This is a genomic window from Bacillus sp. FJAT-27245, assembly GCF_001273955.1.
Classification (GTDB): domain Bacteria; phylum Bacillota; class Bacilli; order Bacillales; family Cytobacillaceae; genus Bacillus_D.
The window spans coordinates 4,317,258-4,336,978 of the sequence record NZ_LIGI01000001.1 but is presented as its reverse complement, the minus strand read 5'-3'; the positions used below and the strand labels follow the sequence as shown (position 1 = coordinate 4,336,978).

Below are 19,721 nucleotides of genomic sequence, written 5' to 3'. Positions count from 1 at the left end.
GAAGAGCGGGGTGGAATGAGTGGCATTTACGATAGGCAAAAAGGATACTTTTATAGAAGAAGTTTCAAGCGACTCATTCAATATTCGTTTACTTGCCCGGGGTGATGGGGCTGAGGTAATGGCCACGACAATTTCAAAAGGGAATATTTTTTATATTTACCCAAGCGAACTACCAAATTTACTCGAATTTTATTTTATCCAGAAGGGCGAAATGGTCTGTGAATTGGACGGCGAAAAGATAAAATTGGGCCCAGGCGATTATTATACAGCAGTTAATCTGGAAAAGCCTGTCCATTTTACTGCGCTGACAGATGTAACGTGTTTGTGGATGATTACCGAGCCAACATTTTACCAAATGAGTAAAAACATCAGGGAATTAAAATCCATTGTCGAAGAAGTAGAAAAGAAGGATCGGCATACGTATAAACATAGTGAAAGAGTTTCGGAATATGCAATTAAAATTGCAAGGAAGCTCATGCTTCCAAAAGACAAGCTCGAGAATTTATACATTGCCTCCATCCTTCATGATATAGGAAAAATAAATATACCGGCGAAAATTTTGAATAAGCCGGATAAGCTGTCCGATGAGGAGTTTGCCATCGTCAAGCACCACCCGGGCGATGGAGCAGAAATGGTGAAAGACCTTTATTATGAAGATATCTCGGTGATTATAGAACAGCATCACGAACGGCTGAATGGCAGCGGCTATCCAAATGGCTTAAAAGGTGATGAAATCCTTTTAGAAGCCCGTATTATTGCCGTTAGTGACACATTCGATGCTATGACAGAAGACAGGGCCTACCGGAAGGCTTATGATGTACAGTATGCTGTAGATGAACTAATCAGAATGGCCGATACCCATTATGACAGGAAAGTCGTCGAAGTGTTTGTGGAGATTTTAAAAGAAGAAGGGCGTCTGCAAAGTGAAATGCTAGAGGTAAAATGAAAGGAATCAATCAATGGGGATTGATTCCTTTTTTATTTTACCGCAAACAGTCAAAGTTTACAGATTGGAGGCTGTATTTTAGTGCCTCCCTAATTTAAAGGCAGTTTTACTGGAGGAGTTCACCGTTTACATACAAGCCGCCTGTTGTGGAAACTTCCTTGATATCTGTAACAATATGTCCAGATTTTCCAGGGAATTCATCACCGACTTTTGGAATGTCACCCGTAGTTACTGTATTAGTGATTTCAAGGATAAATCCTGTAACCTGCTTTTTGGTCCTAGATTCATAAGCTACACTTGCATTGACCGAAGAATCTCTTTTGTGCTCAACATAATGGGTGTTTTCTCCCTTGGTTCCTTCTCCCGTAATCCATGAAACTGTAACGGCATAAGTAGTTGTTGTTGAATAAGTAAAGTTCAGTTCTTCGGCTTTTTTCTGCAGTTCAGCATTATTCCATCCCAGGGCGGTTTGGACATCGCCTTTACCTACAAATCCCGTTCCTGCTACTGGATCGATTGTTACTGCCGCGAAGGCGGATCCTGCGAGTACTCCCATTGCCAAAGCTCCTGCTGCCAGACTTGATAAAATTTTCTTCATTCTCTTCATCTCCCCTGAGAGTATGGTTTGTTTCTAAAGGGCCGGTTACACTATTGGCTCCATAGGGCCCAAGTGTCCATGTACAGGCCATACTTCATCGCTTCCCTCAAGCCCAGTCCGTTACTATGTACGGAACAAGCCACGAACAGATAGTCGCTGTACAGAGAGATCGATTCTATATACAGAACATCTGGTATACGGTAATTATAAATTAAACAATGGTTTAAAAGGTATACTTTCCGGTCGACATGGAGGCTGGAAATCTCGACATTTTTTGAGGATCGTTAGGTAATTTAAGCGTGTTTTTCAAGGGGAAAACAAAAAAAGAGCACTAACATTGTTAGTGCTGGCAATGGATCGTGTATACCTTAGGAGGAAGAAAGTGAACAAGGGCAATACCGCCCTTGTTCATTCAAAGTATATAGTAAACAATAGTTGAAACCTACCTTTTTTAATAGACAAATTACGTCAAAAACTGTGAATTTGTAGAAAAATAATGATTAAAAAATGCTCTTTTTTCAAGTAAGATGGAAGGAAGTAGAAAACTATTACTAGGAAAACAGGTGAACCACCATGAGACGCATTATCCGAAAAAATGTCAGTCTTGTTTTTCTTATTCCCGCGCTCCTTTTAACGAACGCTTTCATAACGGTCCCAACGGAGCTTAATTGGGAAATTCTTTTATTCCTCTGTATTATGGTTGTGTTTGATCAGGTCAATTTAAAGGTTTTTTCCGGTTTTGGGTACTCCTTTTTTAATGTCATTTTGTCGCTGATCATATTTGACCAATACTCGGTCGTATATGGATTTATTTATCTTCTGGTTGATAGCCTGATATCGATCCTTCTCCAGAAAAGGGGCCGACTGCAGTCAATCATCTCATTGTTGTCCATCTATACGATTATTATCATCGTCTGTAACGAACTGTATAACGGGTACTCCGATATGGATTACCAGGCCCGTTATTTAACGTCCTTATTCATGTTATTCCTGAGCGTGTTGCTGAAATATGTGTATATCTACCTTGAAACCGGGGCGGCCACGACAAAGCTATTCCTGGATCGATTTGGTCCGATGTTATTTGAGGCAGCGATTGTTTTTCCGATTCTTGCATTCTACGACCATCTTGAAATTAATCTTGTACTCATTCTTTTCTTATCCTATTACACATTCATTGGCTTCCTGCATAAGAAATTTATTGGAGTCAACCAGGCGCACATAGATATCATTACAGAAAAATTAGCTAAAAAGTATAGAGTTGAGCTCATTTTTATGAATTTAGGGGAAATAAAAGGTGTATGCTATTACGAGAAAAATATAATCGCCATCGATGAGAAGCTGGATTACCCGGAGCAGCTGCAAACGATTATCCATGAAATGCTCCATTTCCATATGAGGAAATTCAAGTTCCCGATAAAGACGGAGGAAATGATCATTACCATTTTCGAGGCGGCTATTAGCTGGTATTGTATATTAACGCTTAAACATAGACTCGAAATCGATTAGGGGAGAGGGAAACAAATATGCAAACGCCGTTAGGACAGGAACTAAGGAGATTACGACGTGAAAAAAACCTGAGGCTTGAAGATGTCGCCAATGGGACGGGGATTACACTTCAGTATTTAAGTATGCTGGAGAAAGGCGACCGGAAATCTGTTTCCTTTGAAATCATGGCGGATATTTCGAGATTCTATGGTGTTCCTCTTGATTATTTCGCGGCCTTTATAAAAGAGGAACAGACTCAGCCGCTATCCGATGTTGAAATTATGCTCTGGCAGTCGATTAACGAGAAGGTGCGCGATGAGATTTACTACAAAAAAGGGAAATCGCTTAAGGCTATCTTTTCCAAGCTGTTTAATTAATCGGCAAATTCCTGAAACCAATATTGAAACGCCAGCCCTGAATTTAGTGGGCTGGCGTTTTTTGCTAAGGGGGAAGATTCCTTTTTAAAAAAACTACCCGTGAATCGTTTCAAGCGCGACTTCAATCATGTCGTTGAACGTTGTCTGGCGCTCCTGGGCAGAGGTTTGTTCACCGGTGAGAATATGGTCGCTGACGGTCAGGAGGCAAAGTGCTTTCACTCCGAATTTCGCGCCAAGATAGTAGAGGCCCGCGGCTTCCATTTCAACTGCCAATACCCCGTGTTTGCCAAGGCGGATGAATTCATCCTGGCGGTCGGTATAGAACAGGTCGGATGATACTACATTCCCTACGCGAAGTTTTAAGCCCTTTTCTGTACCGGTATCATAGGCTTTTTTCAACAAATCGAAATTTCCGATTTGCGGGAAATCAAAGCCTGGAAAGCTGCTGCGGATGATATTCGAGTTTGTGGCCGCGGCCTGGGCGATGATGACATCGCGGATTTTCACTTCTTCCTGGATGGCGCCGCATGTCCCAACCCTAATCAGGTTTTTAGCGCCATAGCCCTCAATGAGCTCCTGGATGTAAATCATTGCGGAAGGCATGCCCATCCCTGTCCCCTGGACGGAAATGCGCTTGCCTTTATAGGTGCCTGTATAACCGAGCATCCCGCGGACATTATTATAGCAGACCGCGTTCTCGAGGAATGTTTCGGAGATATACTTTGCACGCAGCGGATCGCCAGGCAGCAAGATGGACTCGGCTATTTCTCCTTCTTTTGCTTCAATGTGTAGACTCATTCTAGTCCCTCCTCATGATTAAGTGGAAAAAGGTATCGTTCAGTGGAAATTTTCCTGCAGCGCTGATTAATTGGTAAGTTTCTGGTTTAAAAATCGGTAAACAAGTTAACAAAATAACCAGTAGAGCGCTTACTGAAAACAAACACTTTCACTCGTATAGTATCTTCAAAGCAGGCTAAAGATTATACCGTTTCAGGAGAGTTTGAATCGCCAGGAGTTGCAATTACTTTGGACGCGATTTTTGGTGGAATTTAGCAAGCCCCTATTGGTTACATTAAGGTTAAAGGGGAGACAAGAACGCTACTTCATCGGTTATGTTCATTATCGTTTCCCCAGTTTTCGCATTAAGGTAGGCTGTTATTTTTAAAGGATAAGGAAAATTACACATTTCGATCCGGATTGATATGACCAAATTCTACTTTGTGTTGAGTTTTATTCCATTATTTGGAGTTCCGCTATTTACCGTTTATTCTTCAACATTTCTTGCAATTCGCCTTGTACTTGTGTTTTACTATGTAAGGTTCTAGCCCCCGGTTGGGCTAAGGCTCTGTGCAGTCGGAGAAACTGAATTAATCTATATGCTTCCGTGTGTTCGGATACTGCTCGTTCCGATTGTAACGGTAGGGTGTCCACGTTCGCTAAGGCGCTTGGCGATCTTATGATGTTGGAAAGAGATAAGAGATTTTCTTGAGCTGGCGTCTGGAATGACTCCGGCTCTTTTATGCTATAAGAGGTGAAGGTATTGTGAATAAGCTATTTTCTATACAATCTGAACAAACAAATATACGGACGGAAATGCTCGCCGGGCTTACGTCGTTCATGACGGTTGCCTATATTATTGTCGTGAATGGAGCGATATTAAGCATGGCAGGGATGCCGTACGAGGCTGTCACCCTGGCAACTGTTATCGTATGCTTTGTTGGCTGCATGCTGATGGCGCTTTGGGCGAACTCGCCGCTCCTTATTGTACCGGGGATGGGAGACAATGCCTTTTTCGTGTTCACACTTGTCCTGTCATTTGGCCTGACGTGGCAGCAGTCGCTTGCAGCTGTCCTATTTGCCGGGATTGCATTTGTTCTGGCAGCCTTTACGAAAGGAGCGGCTGCTTTATCGCGTTCCATCCCGCAATCGATGATCCATGCCATGACAGCCGGGATTGGCCTGTTCATCGCTTTCCTTGGGTTAAAAAATGGTGGGCTGATTGTTGCAAGTGAAGGTACTTTTGTAAAATTGGGCAATTTTGCAGACCCGCATGTCCTGACAACAGTACTTACCCTGCTAGTTGTGCTGCCGCTTTTCCTGAGGAATGTTAGAGGGAATTTCCTTATTGGCATTTTCGCCGGGACTGCTATTGGCGCCTGGCTGGGGATTGTCGATTTTTCTTCCCTAAGGGATTTCAGCATCTCGTTTAAAGGGTATGATTCGATATTCGCAGCTTATGATTTTAGCCAGATTGGTACGGTGAATTTTTGGACAGCCGTCTTTTCGCTGTCAATGGTAATTATTTTTCAAAACATGGGTACTCAGCTTGGGATGTTGCCCGATAAATCGAAGTTCCAGCGGTCGTTTCAGGCCAATTCAGTTTCCGTCGTGGCCGCATCGTTATTTGGCTGCAGCCCTGCGACAACTGCTGCGGAGTCCGCGACCGGTATTGCAGCAGGGGGAAGGACAGGGCTCACTTCGTTTACTGCGGGGCTTTTGTTCATCCCGGCCTTGTTCCTTATCCCGCTTTTTAAGGTCATTCCGAATGAGGCCATCGCCCCTGTCCTCATCATAGTCGGCTGCCTGATGGTGCAAAGCCTGAAGCACGTTGCGTTTGATGACTTTACGGAAGCATTCCCCGCTTATTTGATGCTTGCGATTATGCCGCTGACATTCAGCATCGCGAACGGGATTGCTTTTGGGTTTATCGCCTATCCGATTGTAAAGCTCGTGACGGGGAAAAGGGCGGAGGTATCCGCAACCATGTACGTCATCGCGTTTTTCTTCCTCTTATATTTCCTGCTTGGCTCCCTATAGAAAAGCGGAAGCGCCCGTTTAACGCCGTTTGGGACTTGAGCGAAGTCCTTTTGGAGGACTTTATGTTAAAAATAGACAGCCGAGTTTGCACGGCTGTTTTTTTATTTTTGTCACCAATAATAAAATAAGCTTTTGTTTTTCATATGAAAGGAACCAAAAAGGACGCGAAAACACGAACATTGGGTATTGACTTGAATTTAATATCTGTGTATTATTGCATGTGGTTCTAAAAAACAAATTTTTCCTTCCTTTGTGGAGTGGAATTTTACAGGAGGCAATCATGGAACGCCTTTTTAAACTAAAGGAATTAAATACAAACGCTAAGACTGAAGTCGTGGCGGGCATGACGACATTTATGGCCATGGCGTATATTATTGTTGTAAACCCCGCCATCCTATCCTCCGCGGGTGTTCCGTTCAACCAGGTATTCATGGCAACGATTATTGCCGCGGTAATCGGGACGGTGATTATGGCCCTGTTTGCCAATTATCCGATTGCGATTGCGCCGGGCATGGGGCTGAATGCTTATTTTGCCAGCGTTGTCGCAACACAGGGCGTCAGCTACCAAATCGTATTCGGGACAGTTTTTTTGGCAGGAGTGCTGTTCCTGCTGCTGTCGTTAACGAAACTGCGGGAAATGTTGATTGAATCAATTCCGGAGTCGCTTAAGCACGCAATTACTTCGGGGATTGGCTTGTTCATTGCCTTTCTCGGGCTGAAGATGGCGGGCATTGTGGCCGGAAATAAGGAAACGTTGGTATCAATAGGCAATCTTCATAACGCGGGTACGATTTTATCGATTGTTGGCCTTTTTGTAACCTTGATTTTGCTTGCGCGCAAGGTGAAGGGCGCGCTGTTTATCGGGATGCTTGTGACAGCGGTCATCGGGTATTTCATGGGTATGCTTAAACTGGACGGTGTTGTGTCGGCACCGCCATCGCTTGTTTTCTTCGATATGGATCTGTCCGGCGTCTTTTCGCATGGCTTGTTTACGGTTGTGTTTGCGTTCCTGTTGGTAACACTCTTTGATACAACGGGAACACTGATAGGAGTGACCGAGCAGGCAGGTTTTATGAAAAATGGAAAGCTGCCGAGGGCACGAGCGGCCCTAAGCGCAGATGCCGTTGCCACTACGGTCGGTGCGGCACTTGGGACGAGCCCATCTACCGCATATATCGAGTCGACAACCGGTGTTGCGGCAGGCGGACGTTCCGGGCTAACAGCTTTGACTGCCGGCGCGCTTATGCTTGCTGCAATGTTCTTCTCGCCGCTCGTATCGGCGATTGCGTCCTTGCCGGCAATTACGGCGCCTGCCCTGATTATCGTAGGCTGCTACATGATGGAGGGGCTTGCGAAAATCAATTGGCGTGAACTCGATGAAGCTTTCCCTGCTTTCATCACCATTCTTGCCATGCCGCTGACTTCAAGCATCGCAACAGGGATTGCCCTAGGATTTATCACGTATCCGATTATCAAGCTCGTAAGCGGAAAGGGCAGGAACGTCCACGCGCTTATTTATGTATTTGGAATCCTGTTTGCGGTTCAGTTGTACTTCTTTTCCTAAGCCTGTTACCCGGCTGCTTTCGAGCATGCCGGGGCGGGCTTTTTTGATTTTCGGGGCAGTTTCGCCTTCGGGCACAAATCCCTTTGACACTCTTTGTGTCCAAACTACTCCGGGATCCGAACAAAGACTTGCTTTTTGGTCCTCTTTTTCCGTTTTGTCACTGATTTGGGGACACCCGCCTCTTTATAATTCATTTTGCTATCCAAACATAAGGCATCTTTGGACATGGGCGTCTTGGGAATTTACCTTACTGTCCAAACATCGGTTAAATCACCATAGTACCCCAAGGGATTCGGAAAACAAATGCAGTTATCAGAACCAAACCTCTATGTCCGAATTGGCCCCAGATTTGGAGAGCGGCTCCACTATTTCTTCGTTTTGAGTCTGAGTCTACCCTCTGTAACTTATCCCGCAATCATTTTTCTTCCTCTCTACTGTTCTTTTCTGCTTCCCTATATTCTTGCAACATTCGACAAATTCAATAAGAAAAACTTATGCTTTACTATAAAAACAATAAAATTTATTTAAGTGAATTTCTGCACTACACTAAAGGAAAGGGGTGGTTGAATTGGAATATATTATAATTTTCCTTACCGGTATATGTGCGACGACAATTGGTACTTTGGCAGGGGGAGGCGGATTGATTAGCCTTCCGATGATGCTTCTGCTTGGCATGCCTGCACACTCGGCAATTGGGGCGAATAAAGTATCCAATACAGTCAGTTCGTTCTCAAGCTTTTTCCATCTCTACCGAACGAAACGGGTTACATGGAAGGAAGCGTATTGGATTATTCCGGTTAGCATTTTGGGAGGGATGAGCGGTGGATTTCTAGCTACAAGGATACCCGCTGATAAGATGATGCTCCTTGCCCTTATTCTATTAACCTTTGCCTTTATAACATCTTTTATTGGAAAAGGAAGTTTCATGGGGAACGCAAAGTTGAAGATAAACAAAGTCAGCCTGCCAGGACTGTACGGAATTGGCATATATGATGGCCTTTTTGGCCCGGGCCAAGGCACGTTGATGCTATATCTGTTCGGATATTTGAACATTTCCTATCTTCGCGCAGTCGGGTTTGTGCGGCTGGCCACTTTTTCAAGCTGCATCGGGGCGGCGGCGATGTACATCGCTTCGGGAAAAATCATTTGGCCGATGACGCTCGCGCTTATGCTCGGATCGGTAACTGGCGCGCAGCTGGGCGTCCGGATTGCCGAAAAACTGAAACCGCAATTTGTAAAACCAATCCTGCGTGTCGCCACAGTCGCTCTCATAATTCAGGTGTTTGTAAGGGCAGTGCAGTAACGGCTGTATATCCACCTTGCTAAAATGATGAAAAACGGTCGATTTCCAAATAATTTATTGACAATTTTCAAACCTGTATGATAAATATTTAGTGAGATTAGCACTCTTGAAACAAGAGTGCTAAAATAGTTGTGGACATGCACTGGAAAGGGGATATTCTTATGGAAAAGAAGCAGTTCCAGGCCGAGTCGAAAAGGCTTTTGGAAATGATGATCAACTCCATTTATACAAAGCGGGAAGTGTTTTTGCGCGAACTGATTTCCAATTCGAGCGATGCAATCGACAAGATTTACTACAAAGCGCTGACAGATGATTCGCTTGTTTTTGATAAAGAGAATTACTACATAAAGATTGTTGCGGACAAAGAAAACCGGACTTTGAAGATTATCGATACCGGGATCGGGATGACGAAGGAAGAGTTGGAAACGAATCTCGGGACGATTGCGAAAAGCGGCTCGCTTGCGTTTAAAAAAGAAACCGACCTTAAGGATGGCTATGACATTATCGGCCAATTCGGGGTCGGATTCTATGCGGCCTTTATGGTTGCCGATGTCGTGACCGTGATCAGCAAAGCGCTTGGCAGCGATGAGGCGTACAAGTGGGAGTCCACCGGTGCGGACGGATACACGATTGAGCCGGCCGAAAAGGATGGCGTGGGCACGGAAGTACTTTTAAAAATAAAAGAAAATACCGAAGACGAGCAATACGACGAGTTCCTTGAGGAATACAGCCTGAAGTCAATTGTCAAGAAATACTCCGACTTCATCCGCTATCCGATTAAAATGGACGTCAGCACAAGCAGGAAAAAAGAAGGCAGCGATGACGAGTGGGAGACTGTCCAGGAAGAGCAGACTGTCAACAGCATGGTGCCGATTTGGAGAAAGAACAAGAGCGAGCTGACGGACGATGATTATACGAATTTTTACAACGAAAAGCATTATGGTTTCGACAAGCCGCTGAAACATATCCATATAAGCGTCGATGGGGCTGTCCGCTATAATGCGATCCTGTTCATCCCAGAAAACATCCCGTTCGATTACTACTCGAAGGAATTCGAAAAGGGTCTGGAGCTGTATTCCAACGGCGTCCTGATTATGAACAAGTGCGCGGATTTGCTTCCTGACCATTTCAGCTTTGTAAAAGGGATGGTTGACTCCGAGGATTTGTCGTTGAACATTTCGAGGGAAATGCTGCAGCATGATCGCCAGCTGAAGCTGATTGCCAAGAATATCAGCAAGAAGATTAAGAGCGAGCTGCTTGCCCTCCTGAAGGACGACCGCGAGAAGTATGAAAAATTCTATGAATCATTCGGACGCCAGCTGAAGTATGGCGTGTACAGCGATTTTGGCGCACATAAGGAAACCCTTCAGGACCTGTTAATGTTTTATTCGTCAAAAGAGAAGAAGCTAGTTACGCTCGACGAGTATGTGTCGCGGATGCCGGAGGAGCAGAAGTATATTTACTATGCGGCCGGTGAATCGGTTGAACGCCTCGAAAAGCTTCCTCAGGCCGAGCTTGTTTCGGATAAGGGATATGAAATCCTTTACTTCACTGAGGATATCGATGAGTTCGCAATCCGTATGCTGATGAATTACAAGGAAAAGGAATTCAAGTCGATTGCAAGCGGCGACCTCGGGATTGAATCGGAAGAGGAAAAGAAGGAAGCCGAGACCGAAGCAGAGGAAAACAAAGAGCTGTTTGATGCGATGAAGGACGTTCTTTCCGGAAAAGTAAAGGATGTGAGGGTTTCCAAGCGCCTCAAGTCCCATCCGGTCTGCCTGGCAAGCGAAGGCGACCTGACAATCGAAATGGAAAAAATCCTCCGCCAGATGCCGAACAGCCAGGACGTAAAGGCGGAGAAAATCCTTGAGATCAACCCGAACCATGAAGTGTTCCAGTCGTTGAAGGATGCGCTCGGGAAGGACAAGGAGAAGCTGGCCCTTTATACGAACCTGCTTTACAACCAGGCGCTCCTGATTGAGGGGCTGCCGGTCCAGGATCCGGTCGAATTTACGAATGATATTTGCAAGATTATGGTGTAACGTTCTGCCGGAAAAATATGTTTGACGTATGCGCGCCTTTTCTGTAACATATGAAAAGGAATTGAATGCCCGTGCCTTAACGGGAGAGGTTCATAGCTGATACCCTCTATAAAAAACTATGGATACATGACCATCAGCCATGTCCATAATCGGACATGGCTTTTTTACTGGTTATTTCCGTTGTTTTTAGCAGGTTCATTGGCGGAGGCTCTCTTGTAAAAGGGCGGGATACTTTTACAAGGGGGTTTTTTTATGTCTGGACGAAGCCATGAGGAAGGTTTGAAGGATTTAACCCTATTGGGCAACCAGGGGACAAAATATGCGTTTCAATATGCACCGGAAGTTTTGGAGGCAGTCGACAATCTCCATTCAAACAGGGACTATTTCGTTAAATTCAATTGCCCTGAATTTACAAGCTTGTGCCCGCTGACCAATCAGCCCGATTTTGCCACGATGTATATTTCGTATATTCCGGATAAAAAAATTGTGGAGAGCAAATCGCTCAAGCTTTACCTTTTCAGTTTCCGGAACCACGGCGATTTCCATGAGGATTGCGTCAATATTATCATGAATGATCTGATTAAGCTGCTCGATCCTCGCTATATCGAGGTTTGGGGCAAGTTTACGCCAAGGGGAGGCATTTCCATCGACCCGTGGTGCAATTATGGGAAACCAGGGACGAAGTATGAGGAAATGGCCAATTTCCGCTTGATGAACCACGACCTTTACCCTGAAAAAATCGACAACAGGTAAAAGGGGACAAACTAGATGATTTTATACTTGAATGGAGCGTTCGTCGGGCTATTGATCCTTGCGAACGTTGTAGCTGTTAAGCTATTCAGCATCGGCAATTATGCTATCCTGCCCGCGGCTGTCATCGTGTATGTTTTCACTTATCCAATCATCGATGTAATTGTCGAGGTTTACGGGAAAAAGCAGGCACAGAGGACTGTCAAGGCTGGTTTGATGACGCAAATCCTCGCCCTGGTTTTCATAGCGGCTACAATCGCGTTGCCGTCCGCACCGGTGTTTTCAGAGCAGCAATCGTTTGAAACCATTTTGGGAGGAAGCTTCCGGGTGATTGCCGCGAGCCTGATTTCCTATGCTATCAGCCAGAATCTCGATGTTCTTGTTTTCAACAAATTGAAAAACCGCCATGGGCAAAAAAAGCTCTGGCTCCGCAACAATGCTTCAACCATGCTAAGCCAGCTCGTTGATACGGCCATTTTCATCGGGATTGCCTTTTACGGGGTCGTGCCGACAGCTGTGCTTGGGGCGTTGATCATTACCCAATACATTTTTAAGTTTTTTGCTTCGATTGCCGTAACCCCGCTTGTGTATCTTCTTGTAGGAATCATTAGGAAAAAAGAGGGGACAGATGGAGAAAAAAACGGGGCGGTTGCCCTTGATTAACAAAAAAAGAACTCCGCCTTGCTACATAAGCAGGCGGGGTTCTTTTTCATTTTACTGTACAGAAGAAGCTTTTTTCACAGCTTCATAGGCGTTTACATAGCCCGCGCCAACTTCGTGGTATTGGTAAGCAGGCATCGGCTCCGCGGTTTGAACCATAAACTCCAGCGCCTCTTCCGGAGTAAGATCCGGCTTTGCTTCCTTCATAAGGGCAACGACCCCGGAAATATGCGGAGCCGCCATGCTTGTGCCGCTTGATGTTGTATAGAAGAGCAAATGCTCAGGGTCAATATACGAAATGTCCGTTGTCGTTCCGAGCACATTCATGACGAGGCCTGTAGAAGACCTGGCGGCAACGATGTCCACTCCGGGAGCAGTAATGTCAGGATGAAGGAACGCATCACCTTCCACACCGCGGGATGAGAAATCAGCCAGCCGCTTATCCTTTGTGCCGGCAGCAACACTAATTACCCATGGCGGTGCCGAATAAGGGTTCAACGTATTATCGCCTGGGCCTTCATTGCCCGCTGCGAAAACAACTGTCATCCCTGCATCGTGGGCGGTTTTCGAAGCTACGTTGATTGGGTCGTTCGGTGAGTAGTTACCAGTTGTGCCCCAGCTGTTGCTGATAACATCAATTCCATACTTGTCTTTATTCTTGATAGCATAATCAAACGCTTCAAGCGACCACAAGATGTTGATTCCTTCACCTACCCCCAGGCCGACGAGCTTTGCATCTGGCGCCACGCCTTTATACAGGCCGGTGCTCGCCTTACCGCTGCCAGCAATCGTTCCGGCTACATGTGTCCCATGTCCCGAAGAGGTATCTGTATTAACAACGTTCTCAAGGTAAAGCGGTGAATTGCCAAATAGATTACCGACAACAAATTTAACGTTCTGAACAACTTTTTCACCGAATTGCAAATCTTGGTGAGTTGCATCAATGCCGCTGTCAATAACGGCGATGGTGACCCCCTTCCCGGTATAGCCAAGGTCGTTCCAAACCGATTCAGCGCCAATCAGCTGGCGGCTGTCGCGAAGGAAGTACTGAAGCTCCTTGTTTTCATAGACTGAGAGAATGTTCGTGGATGAGAGAAGGAGGCCTGACAGGGCTGCTATTTTCCCTTTTACGGCGACCATTGGCAGGTTTTCGAATGTTTTTGTTTCAAAGCCCAGAGACTTTAAAAGCTGGATGTCCGAGAGGGCTGGAGCCTTTTTGTAGGTAATGATTGCTTCCGCATCATTGTCCGATAAAGTAGAGTTTAGCAGTTTTGCAATGGCAGGACTTACTTCGGCAGTAAGGCCAAGTGCTTTAGGCTGGGATAAAAAGGTTGGGCTCAACAGGGTGAAAAGCAAAACTAGCAGGACAAGGAATTTGAACTTTTTCATAAGGACCCCCTAAATGATTTGAAATTCTTACCTTCTCTGTTTATCCAGCAAGTTAGTTAGCAAACATAATTGAGGTTGGGAAAATTTTTTTTGGCGAAAAGGTTTGGTGCTTGAATTTCCAAGTCTTTGAGGAAGAAAGTAATCTTGGGTAGAATAAAACCGTGAATACATATGAAAAGAGTGTATCTTGATGAAAAAAATCATTGTAATTGGAGCCGGCGTCCTGGGAGCGTCGACTGCCTACCATCTCGCAAAGGCTGGCGCCGATGTAACAGTCATTGACCGGCATGATCCCGGCCAGGCAACCGATGCGGCGGCTGGGATTATCTGTCCATGGCTGTCCCAGCGACGGAACAAAGCATGGTATGCGCTTGCGAAGGGTGGAGCGGCCTATTATTCCTCTCTCATACGGCAGCTTGAAGAGGATGGCGAAACAGAAACCGGTTATGCGCGGGTTGGCGCTTTGAGCCTGCATACTGACACGGATAAGCTTGCGAAAATGGAAGAGCGGGCGCTTGCCAGGAGGGAGGATGCGCCTGAGATAGGTGAAATCCGCCAGCTTGAATCGGGGCAGGCCGCACGGCTGTTTCCGCCTGTTTCGGATGAATTTGCTTCGGTTCATGTTGGCGGTGCGGCCCGCGTTGACGGGCGAGCGTTAAGAAATGCACTGATCCATGCTGCCGTAAAGCATGGCGCTAAGGTTATCGAAGGTTCGGCAAGGCTTGAGTTTTCCGGGAATTCAGTCACGGGTGTGACGGCAGATGAAATGTACTATAAAGCTGATACCGTCATTGTGGCAGCCGGTGCGTGGGCGGGAGAACTATTGGAACCATTGGGAATCAATTTGAAGCTTTCAGCCCAAAAAGGCCAGATTGTCCATTTGCGTATTGACGGAAAGGAGACAGGTGAATGGCCTGTCGTAATGCCTCCGAGCGATCAATATATCCTTGCATTCGATGGCGGCAAAATTGTCATCGGGACAACACACGAAGAAGACAAGAATTTTGACATGAGGGTGACCGCGGGCGGGCTGCATGAAGTGCTCAATAAGGCCTTGGCTACCGCGCCGAGGCTAATGGACGCTGAGTTTGTGGAAGCCCGGGTCGGATACAGGCCATACACACCGGGCTTCCTTCCAGTTATCGGTGAAATTCCTGGATATGGGAATCTGCTTTTTGCAAACGGGCTCGGGGCATCGGGGCTGACTGTCGGGCCGTTTCTAGGAGGGCAGCTTGCTAAGATGGCACTTGGGCTGGAAGTTGATATTGATTTGAACCTTTATGATATTGGCGGGATAATTGGATATTAAAGGAAGCATGGGCCGGAGATGGCCCATGCTTTTTTAAATCCAATTTATAAGTATTATGTGGTTGAATTGTTACTTATGTATAATAAAAACTTATGTATATCTCAATGAGAGATTTGGGGTCGTTTTTTTATAACGAACAACAGGGGGTGATTTGAGAAAATAATCCCAAATGAAATTGATTTTAAAAAAATCATATCGGGGTAAAAGGGTAGAAATGACTGTTGCTCACTTTAAATACTCCGAGGAGGAACAACCTATGCAATGGAAAGGTAGACAGGGAAGTTCAAATGTTGAAGATAGAAGAGGCATGGGCGGAGGCGGTATGCTCATGGGCGGGGGAATTGGCGGGATTATCCTTGTTTTGATTATGACGTTTCTTGGCGGCGGCAATATAGGAGACGTGCTCAATAACCTAGGTGGAAGCGGGACGGGGCTTGAATCCCCGCCGCCATACCAGGAAACCGCAGAAGAAAAAGAGCTCGCACAGTTCGTTTCCGTCGTTTTGGCTGACACGGAACAGGTCTGGACGGAAATTTTCAAAGAGGAAGGCATGGAATACAGGGAGCCGACGCTTGTTTTGTATTCGGGAACTGTCCAGTCTGCCTGTGGCGTGGCGGGATCGGCAGTCGGGCCATTCTATTGTCCAGGTGATGAAAAGCTGTATATTGACCTAAGTTTTTACAAGGAACTCCAGGACAAGTTCCAGGCGCCGGGCGATTTTGCGATGGCGTATGTGATTGCCCACGAGGTTGGGCACCATGTCCAGACATTATTGGGGACATCGGAAAAAATGGCGTCGCTCCGGCAGAGGCTTAGCGAGACGGAATACAATAAATATCAGGTCCGTATGGAATTACAGGCGGATTACTTCGCCGGCGTCTGGGCAAACAGGGCCCAGAACATGAATCTTCTTGAGGAGGGGGACCTGGAGGAAGCACTCAATGCGGCTACTGCTGTTGGTGATGACACGATCCAGAAAAGGGCTCGGGGTTATGTCGTACCTGAAAGCTTTACACACGGAACATCCGAGCAGAGGAAGCGCTGGTTTTACAAAGGCTTCAAGACGGGTACGATTGAAGGAGGGGACACCTTCAACGCCAAGAATCTGTAAGGGTCTTAGGGAATCATTTTAGAGAAAGGGGAGTTTCATTTTGGCAACAACAAATGAACAATCTTTTTTCCTGAAAGACGATGGACAAATCCCAAACAATCCTGACTTGCCAGTAATTGTTTATCAAGGTGTCTTTAACGACAATCCAAATGGAATAGAGGAAACATTCAACCGTCATAAATGGACTGGCAGCTGGTCAGGCGGCATCTTCGACTATCATCATTACCATAGCAACACGCATGAGGTGCTTGGAGTTAAATCCGGACAGGCAACCGTCCTCCTGGGCGGCGATGCGGGTGAACGGGTCGATCTGAAGGCCGGAGATGTTATCCTCCTGCCAGCGGGAACCGGCCATAAGCTGATTGAAGGCAGCGAAGACTTTGAGGTAGTTGGAGCTTATCCAGAAGGGGCGAGCCCGAATATGAAGGAGAAGGATCCGGCTGGCCGCGCCCAGGCACTCCAGGAAATCCGGAATGTCCCGGTTCCTGAAAAAGATCCGGTTTACGGTGATACAGGGCCGCTTCTCCGGAAATGGGTAAAATGAGGGAAGGACTAATTGAAAAAGCTCTTTTTAGAAGTGGTTTATCCTTCTTTAGTGCCCGAATGAGGTGGTGCCCCCAGCTGTTCGATCACTAATATATCTACTAGTTCCCCAAAGGAATGCCCATAGGTCCCGCATCAGCACATTTGTTAAACCCATTCTTTGTCGTGAAGGACCATTGAGAAACACGACATACGAAAAAACACGATGAGCCTTGATTCGCTCATCGTGTTTTTTCGTTAATTCAAACCCTCTATTCTAACCTGCACGACGGGGAGGAAACCTTCCCCTGTATCCTGGTAGGTTAGCTGTACCTTGTCGCCTTCCTTCAGGTAAATCGCCAATGGTTCGCGTTCCGAAGAGATAATATAGCTCTGCTTATTGTCGAGCAGGAAGGAAACGGCTGTATAATCGCCGGACTTTTCCTTATATACGCGAAGGACGGTTCCGCTTACCTGTTTCTCCTCGGCTTCCGACCTGCCGTCAAGCCCTCCACCTCCTCGCTGAAGGGCAAGCTTATATTGCCGGAGGGCATCGTTCGGAGTCGTTCCGTATACCGATGTTTCAGGATTTGCCGCCGAGACGATAAAGTAATTTTGCAAAAAGCCGTTAGAATCAAGGACTGGCGTCAGCCAGCTTGCTTCCCCATAGAAGTTGTAGAGGACCGGCATTTTGCCTTTCCATTTCTTTTCAATGAATTTCTTCTCGATGATTTGCAATGCGCCTTCGGAATCCATATACGATTCTTCGAGGTTGCCGGTGTAATAGGTTGCTTTACCCGTCCTTGAGTCCGTTAGGGAATAGCCGAGCATCGAGTCGACGCCTTCCTTAGGGCTTGTGAAGTCGGTAAAATAGTACATCGTGCCTTTTTCATCGAAAATTGGCGTAACGTTCGCCTCTGTCCCTTCATCCGAAGGCAGCTTCACATCCTTTTTCCCGAATACGCTGTTCCAGAAGCCGTGGATATAATTACCGAAATAACTGTTCTGCAGGCTCACGACCTCTGGAGAAACCGCTCCGTCTATGAAATTGGGGATTTCATTCAGGGCATATTCCTCCGTCTGCCCGCTTAACGGGTCGACCATTACAATCCCTTTAACATCAAAGCCGTTCCTTGCTGAAATGAAGTTTCCGTAAGAACGGATATAGAATGGCTTTCCGCTTTCATCCACTTCCAACTGGACGTCGCCGTAAAAAATCGATTTCGGATACTGCATCCGGATACGGCGCTCAATGTTTTTTCCGAAGTAGGAGGACGGGGTGTAAGCCATTTCTGATTTCACAAACTTCGGATTTGCTGTCGAGTCGGTGGCGCTCAGCGTAAAATAGCCAGGCGTCGTCTTGCCGTTCCACCATTTGAAGATTCCGGAAAATTCGACGGGCGCAATATACACATATTCGCCCTTCACCTTTTGGATTTGCAGTCTGCCCAACTCGTAATAGCTTGTGTTCGGAACCTGCCCGAATGCCTTTCTCATCTTATTGCGGGCAAATTGGGGTGGAACGCTCGCCGGCGTTTTCGTCTCATCAAATGTTTTGATTTCCGTCCGCTGGTCCATTTTTGCCGTTTCAAACTTTTCATTTGCGTTAAAGAGGAACGCCGTCAACAGGTAGAGACAGAATACAAGGCTCCCCAAAAAAAGCAATGCTTTAACTATTTGTTCCTTTCCCGTCGAGAACAAGGCTCCGACAGCGGAAGAAACAAGAATGAGAAACCATAGGGAAGTAAGGTTCCTGTCGATATTTAATAGATAATACAATGTAAAAACCAATACAATGAGCAGGACTGCCAGTACAATGTGCGGGGCAAGGCCTGATTTTTCACTTTTCCTTTTCGGGCCTGGTTGCCCGTAAAAGGGAACGATTAAAAGAGCCATCAGCAACCCTGCAATCAATGAAAATAGATAAATATTTCCCATAAAACTTCTCCTTCCCGGCCGCGAAACTAGGGCGCCCGTATTTAAGAAATACGTTGGCAGCGGCAAAAAGATTCACCGCTGCCAACAAAAAACAGGCCTTCCTAACCGGAAAGCCTGTATAAAGGAATGGATTGCCTATTCTCCCAAATCAACATTATGATACACCTGCCGGACGTCCTCCAGGTCGTCAAGCGCATCAATCATTTTTTCAAATTTCGCTTGCGCATCGGCAGGGAGGGTTACATCGTTTTGCGCCAGCATTGTCAATTCCGCTACTGTAAACTCGGTAATTCCCGCATTTTTGAACGCTTCCTGAACGGCATGGAATTGATCCGGTTCCGCATAGACGATGACCGCATCATCTTCTTCAAGGATGTCCCGGACGTCAAGGTCTGCTTCCATCAATAGTTCGAGAACTTCATCGGCCGTTTTTCCTTCGACCCCGAAAACGGCTGTCGCATCGAACATATAGGCAACAGATCCGCTGACCCCCATATTTCCGCCGTTTTTGCCAAACGCCGCGCGGACTTCCGAAGCGGTCCGGTTCACATTGTTTGTAAGGGCATCGACAATGACCATTGACCCGTTTGGCCCAAAGCCTTCGTAGCGCAGTTCACTATAGTTCTCATCGGAACCGCCTTTTGCCTTCTCGATTGCACGATCAACAATGGCCTTGGGCACATTGTATGTTTTTGCCCGCTCGAGGACGACCTTGAGTGCCTGGTTCGATTCGGGATCCGGCTCGCCCTGCTTGGCAGCTACATAAATCTCGCGGCCAAACTTTGCGTAAATCCTGCTTGTATTCGCATCCTTGGATGCCTTTTTCTCCTTGATGTTATTCCATTTGCGGCCCATTATGAACACACTCTCTTTCCTATAAATCTCCTTGGGATAATGGATGCATTACCAA

17 protein-coding genes and 2 riboswitches are annotated in these 19,721 nt (G+C 46.3%); of the genes, 12 read left to right on the top strand and 5 right to left on the bottom strand.

Going from position 1 to position 19,721, the window contains the following annotated elements; translation table 11 throughout:
* The first annotated feature begins 19 nt into the window (after positions 1 to 19).
* Positions 20 to 946, top strand: a complete 927-nt coding sequence (locus ADU24_RS21170) for an HD domain-containing phosphohydrolase (RefSeq protein ID WP_053368504.1) — start codon at positions 20 to 22, stop codon at positions 944 to 946.
* Between the two features lie 106 nt (positions 947 to 1,052).
* Here the strand turns inward: ADU24_RS21170 and ADU24_RS21165 are convergent, their stop codons facing one another.
* The gene (locus tag ADU24_RS21165; RefSeq protein WP_053368503.1) at positions 1,053 to 1,544 is read right to left on the bottom strand and encodes a hypothetical protein; all 492 of its coding nucleotides are present in this window, start codon (positions 1,542 to 1,544) and stop codon (positions 1,053 to 1,055) included.
* A 30-nt stretch (positions 1,545 to 1,574) separates the two neighbouring features.
* Positions 1,575 to 1,658: riboswitch (cyclic di-GMP riboswitch) on the bottom strand.
* Between the two features lie 459 nt (positions 1,659 to 2,117).
* Between ADU24_RS21165 and ADU24_RS21160 the strand changes: the two genes are divergently transcribed.
* Both ADU24_RS21160 and ADU24_RS21155 read left to right on the top strand, forming a co-directional pair.
* Positions 2,118 to 3,050 (top strand): hypothetical protein, encoded by a 933-nt coding sequence (locus ADU24_RS21160; RefSeq protein ID WP_053368502.1) that lies wholly within the window; start codon positions 2,118 to 2,120, stop codon positions 3,048 to 3,050.
* Positions 3,051 to 3,067: 17 nt separating this feature from the next.
* The gene (locus ADU24_RS21155; protein ID WP_053368501.1) at positions 3,068 to 3,406 is read left to right on the top strand and encodes a helix-turn-helix domain-containing protein; all 339 of its coding nucleotides are present in this window, start codon (positions 3,068 to 3,070) and stop codon (positions 3,404 to 3,406) included.
* Between the two features lie 93 nt (positions 3,407 to 3,499).
* Here the strand turns inward: ADU24_RS21155 and deoD are convergent, their stop codons facing one another.
* On the bottom strand, positions 3,500 to 4,204 hold the full coding sequence (deoD, locus tag ADU24_RS21150) for a purine-nucleoside phosphorylase (protein WP_053368500.1): 705 nt from the start codon (positions 4,202 to 4,204) through the stop codon (positions 3,500 to 3,502).
* 726 nt (positions 4,205 to 4,930) lie between these two features.
* Between deoD and ADU24_RS21145 the strand changes: the two genes are divergently transcribed.
* The 6 genes from ADU24_RS21145 to ADU24_RS21120 all read left to right on the top strand — a co-directional run bounded on the left by ADU24_RS21145 (position 4,931) and on the right by ADU24_RS21120 (position 12,545).
* Positions 4,931 to 6,223 (top strand): NCS2 family permease, encoded by a 1,293-nt coding sequence (locus ADU24_RS21145; RefSeq protein ID WP_053368499.1) that lies wholly within the window; start codon positions 4,931 to 4,933, stop codon positions 6,221 to 6,223.
* A 280-nt stretch (positions 6,224 to 6,503) separates the two neighbouring features.
* Complete coding sequence (locus ADU24_RS21140; RefSeq protein WP_197277542.1) at positions 6,504 to 7,787, top strand: NCS2 family permease; 1,284 nt, start codon at positions 6,504 to 6,506, stop codon at positions 7,785 to 7,787.
* 568 nt (positions 7,788 to 8,355) lie between these two features.
* Positions 8,356 to 9,090 carry a sulfite exporter TauE/SafE family protein gene (locus ADU24_RS21135; protein WP_053368498.1) on the top strand — a complete coding sequence of 245 codons (735 nt, stop codon included), beginning with the start codon at positions 8,356 to 8,358 and terminating at the stop codon, positions 9,088 to 9,090.
* Positions 9,091 to 9,251: 161 nt separating this feature from the next.
* Complete coding sequence (gene htpG, locus ADU24_RS21130) at positions 9,252 to 11,132, top strand: molecular chaperone HtpG (RefSeq protein WP_053368497.1); 1,881 nt, start codon at positions 9,252 to 9,254, stop codon at positions 11,130 to 11,132.
* Between the two features lie 79 nt (positions 11,133 to 11,211).
* Positions 11,212 to 11,258: riboswitch (PreQ1 riboswitch) on the top strand.
* Positions 11,259 to 11,384: 126 nt separating this feature from the next.
* Positions 11,385 to 11,885: a preQ(1) synthase gene (queF, locus tag ADU24_RS21125; RefSeq protein WP_053368496.1), complete on the top strand. Its 501-nt coding sequence runs from the start codon at positions 11,385 to 11,387 to the stop codon at positions 11,883 to 11,885.
* A gap of 15 nt (positions 11,886 to 11,900) precedes the next feature.
* Positions 11,901 to 12,545 (top strand): queuosine precursor transporter, encoded by a 645-nt coding sequence (locus tag ADU24_RS21120; RefSeq protein ID WP_053368495.1) that lies wholly within the window; start codon positions 11,901 to 11,903, stop codon positions 12,543 to 12,545.
* 51 nt (positions 12,546 to 12,596) lie between these two features.
* Here ADU24_RS21120 and ADU24_RS21115 read toward each other — a convergent pair whose 3' ends face one another.
* Positions 12,597 to 13,931 (bottom strand): S8 family serine peptidase, encoded by a 1,335-nt coding sequence (locus ADU24_RS21115; RefSeq protein ID WP_053368494.1) that lies wholly within the window; start codon positions 13,929 to 13,931, stop codon positions 12,597 to 12,599.
* A 190-nt stretch (positions 13,932 to 14,121) separates the two neighbouring features.
* Here ADU24_RS21115 and ADU24_RS21110 point away from each other — a divergent pair, with 190 nt between their 5' ends.
* The 3 genes from ADU24_RS21110 to ADU24_RS21100 all read left to right on the top strand — a co-directional run bounded on the left by ADU24_RS21110 (position 14,122) and on the right by ADU24_RS21100 (position 16,895).
* On the top strand, positions 14,122 to 15,240 hold the full coding sequence (locus ADU24_RS21110; protein WP_053368493.1) for an NAD(P)/FAD-dependent oxidoreductase: 1,119 nt from the start codon (positions 14,122 to 14,124) through the stop codon (positions 15,238 to 15,240).
* A 256-nt stretch (positions 15,241 to 15,496) separates the two neighbouring features.
* Positions 15,497 to 16,351 carry a KPN_02809 family neutral zinc metallopeptidase gene (ypfJ, locus tag ADU24_RS21105; protein WP_053368492.1) on the top strand — a complete coding sequence of 285 codons (855 nt, stop codon included), beginning with the start codon at positions 15,497 to 15,499 and terminating at the stop codon, positions 16,349 to 16,351.
* Positions 16,352 to 16,391: 40 nt separating this feature from the next.
* Positions 16,392 to 16,895, top strand: coding sequence for a cupin domain-containing protein (locus ADU24_RS21100; protein WP_053368491.1), 504 nt, complete (start codon positions 16,392 to 16,394; stop codon positions 16,893 to 16,895).
* 236 nt (positions 16,896 to 17,131) lie between these two features.
* Here ADU24_RS21100 and ADU24_RS21095 read toward each other — a convergent pair whose 3' ends face one another.
* Both ADU24_RS21095 and ADU24_RS21090 read right to left on the bottom strand, forming a co-directional pair.
* Complete coding sequence (locus ADU24_RS21095; RefSeq protein ID WP_053368490.1) at positions 17,132 to 18,811, bottom strand: hypothetical protein; 1,680 nt, start codon at positions 18,809 to 18,811, stop codon at positions 17,132 to 17,134.
* 135 nt (positions 18,812 to 18,946) lie between these two features.
* Positions 18,947 to 19,666, bottom strand: a complete 720-nt coding sequence (locus ADU24_RS21090) for a YebC/PmpR family DNA-binding transcriptional regulator (protein ID WP_053368489.1) — start codon at positions 19,664 to 19,666, stop codon at positions 18,947 to 18,949.
* Positions 19,667 to 19,721: the final 55 nt, after the last annotated feature.

Bases quoted from the DNA above. Each gene is read 5' to 3' on its own strand.
- ADU24_RS21165 (WP_053368503.1), bottom strand. From the start codon at position 1,544: ATGAAGAAAATTTTATCAAGTCTGGCAGCAGGAGCTTTGGCAATGGGA.
- ADU24_RS21160 (WP_053368502.1), top strand. From the start codon at position 2,118: ATGAGACGCATTATCCGAAAAAATGTCAGTCTTGTTTTTCTTATTCCC.
- ADU24_RS21155 (WP_053368501.1), top strand. From the start codon at position 3,068: ATGCAAACGCCGTTAGGACAGGAACTAAGGAGATTACGACGTGAAAAA.
- deoD (WP_053368500.1), bottom strand. From the start codon at position 4,204: ATGAGTCTACACATTGAAGCAAAAGAAGGAGAAATAGCCGAGTCCATC.
- ADU24_RS21140 (WP_197277542.1), top strand. From the start codon at position 6,504: ATGGAACGCCTTTTTAAACTAAAGGAATTAAATACAAACGCTAAGACT.
- htpG (WP_053368497.1), top strand. From the start codon at position 9,252: ATGGAAAAGAAGCAGTTCCAGGCCGAGTCGAAAAGGCTTTTGGAAATG.
- queF (WP_053368496.1), top strand. From the start codon at position 11,385: ATGTCTGGACGAAGCCATGAGGAAGGTTTGAAGGATTTAACCCTATTG.
- ADU24_RS21120 (WP_053368495.1), top strand. From the start codon at position 11,901: ATGATTTTATACTTGAATGGAGCGTTCGTCGGGCTATTGATCCTTGCG.
- ADU24_RS21115 (WP_053368494.1), bottom strand. From the start codon at position 13,931: ATGAAAAAGTTCAAATTCCTTGTCCTGCTAGTTTTGCTTTTCACCCTG.
- ADU24_RS21110 (WP_053368493.1), top strand. From the start codon at position 14,122: ATGAAAAAAATCATTGTAATTGGAGCCGGCGTCCTGGGAGCGTCGACT.
- ypfJ (WP_053368492.1), top strand. From the start codon at position 15,497: ATGCAATGGAAAGGTAGACAGGGAAGTTCAAATGTTGAAGATAGAAGA.
- ADU24_RS21095 (WP_053368490.1), bottom strand. From the start codon at position 18,811: ATGGGAAATATTTATCTATTTTCATTGATTGCAGGGTTGCTGATGGCT.
- ADU24_RS21090 (WP_053368489.1), bottom strand. From the start codon at position 19,666: ATGGGCCGCAAATGGAATAACATCAAGGAGAAAAAGGCATCCAAGGAT.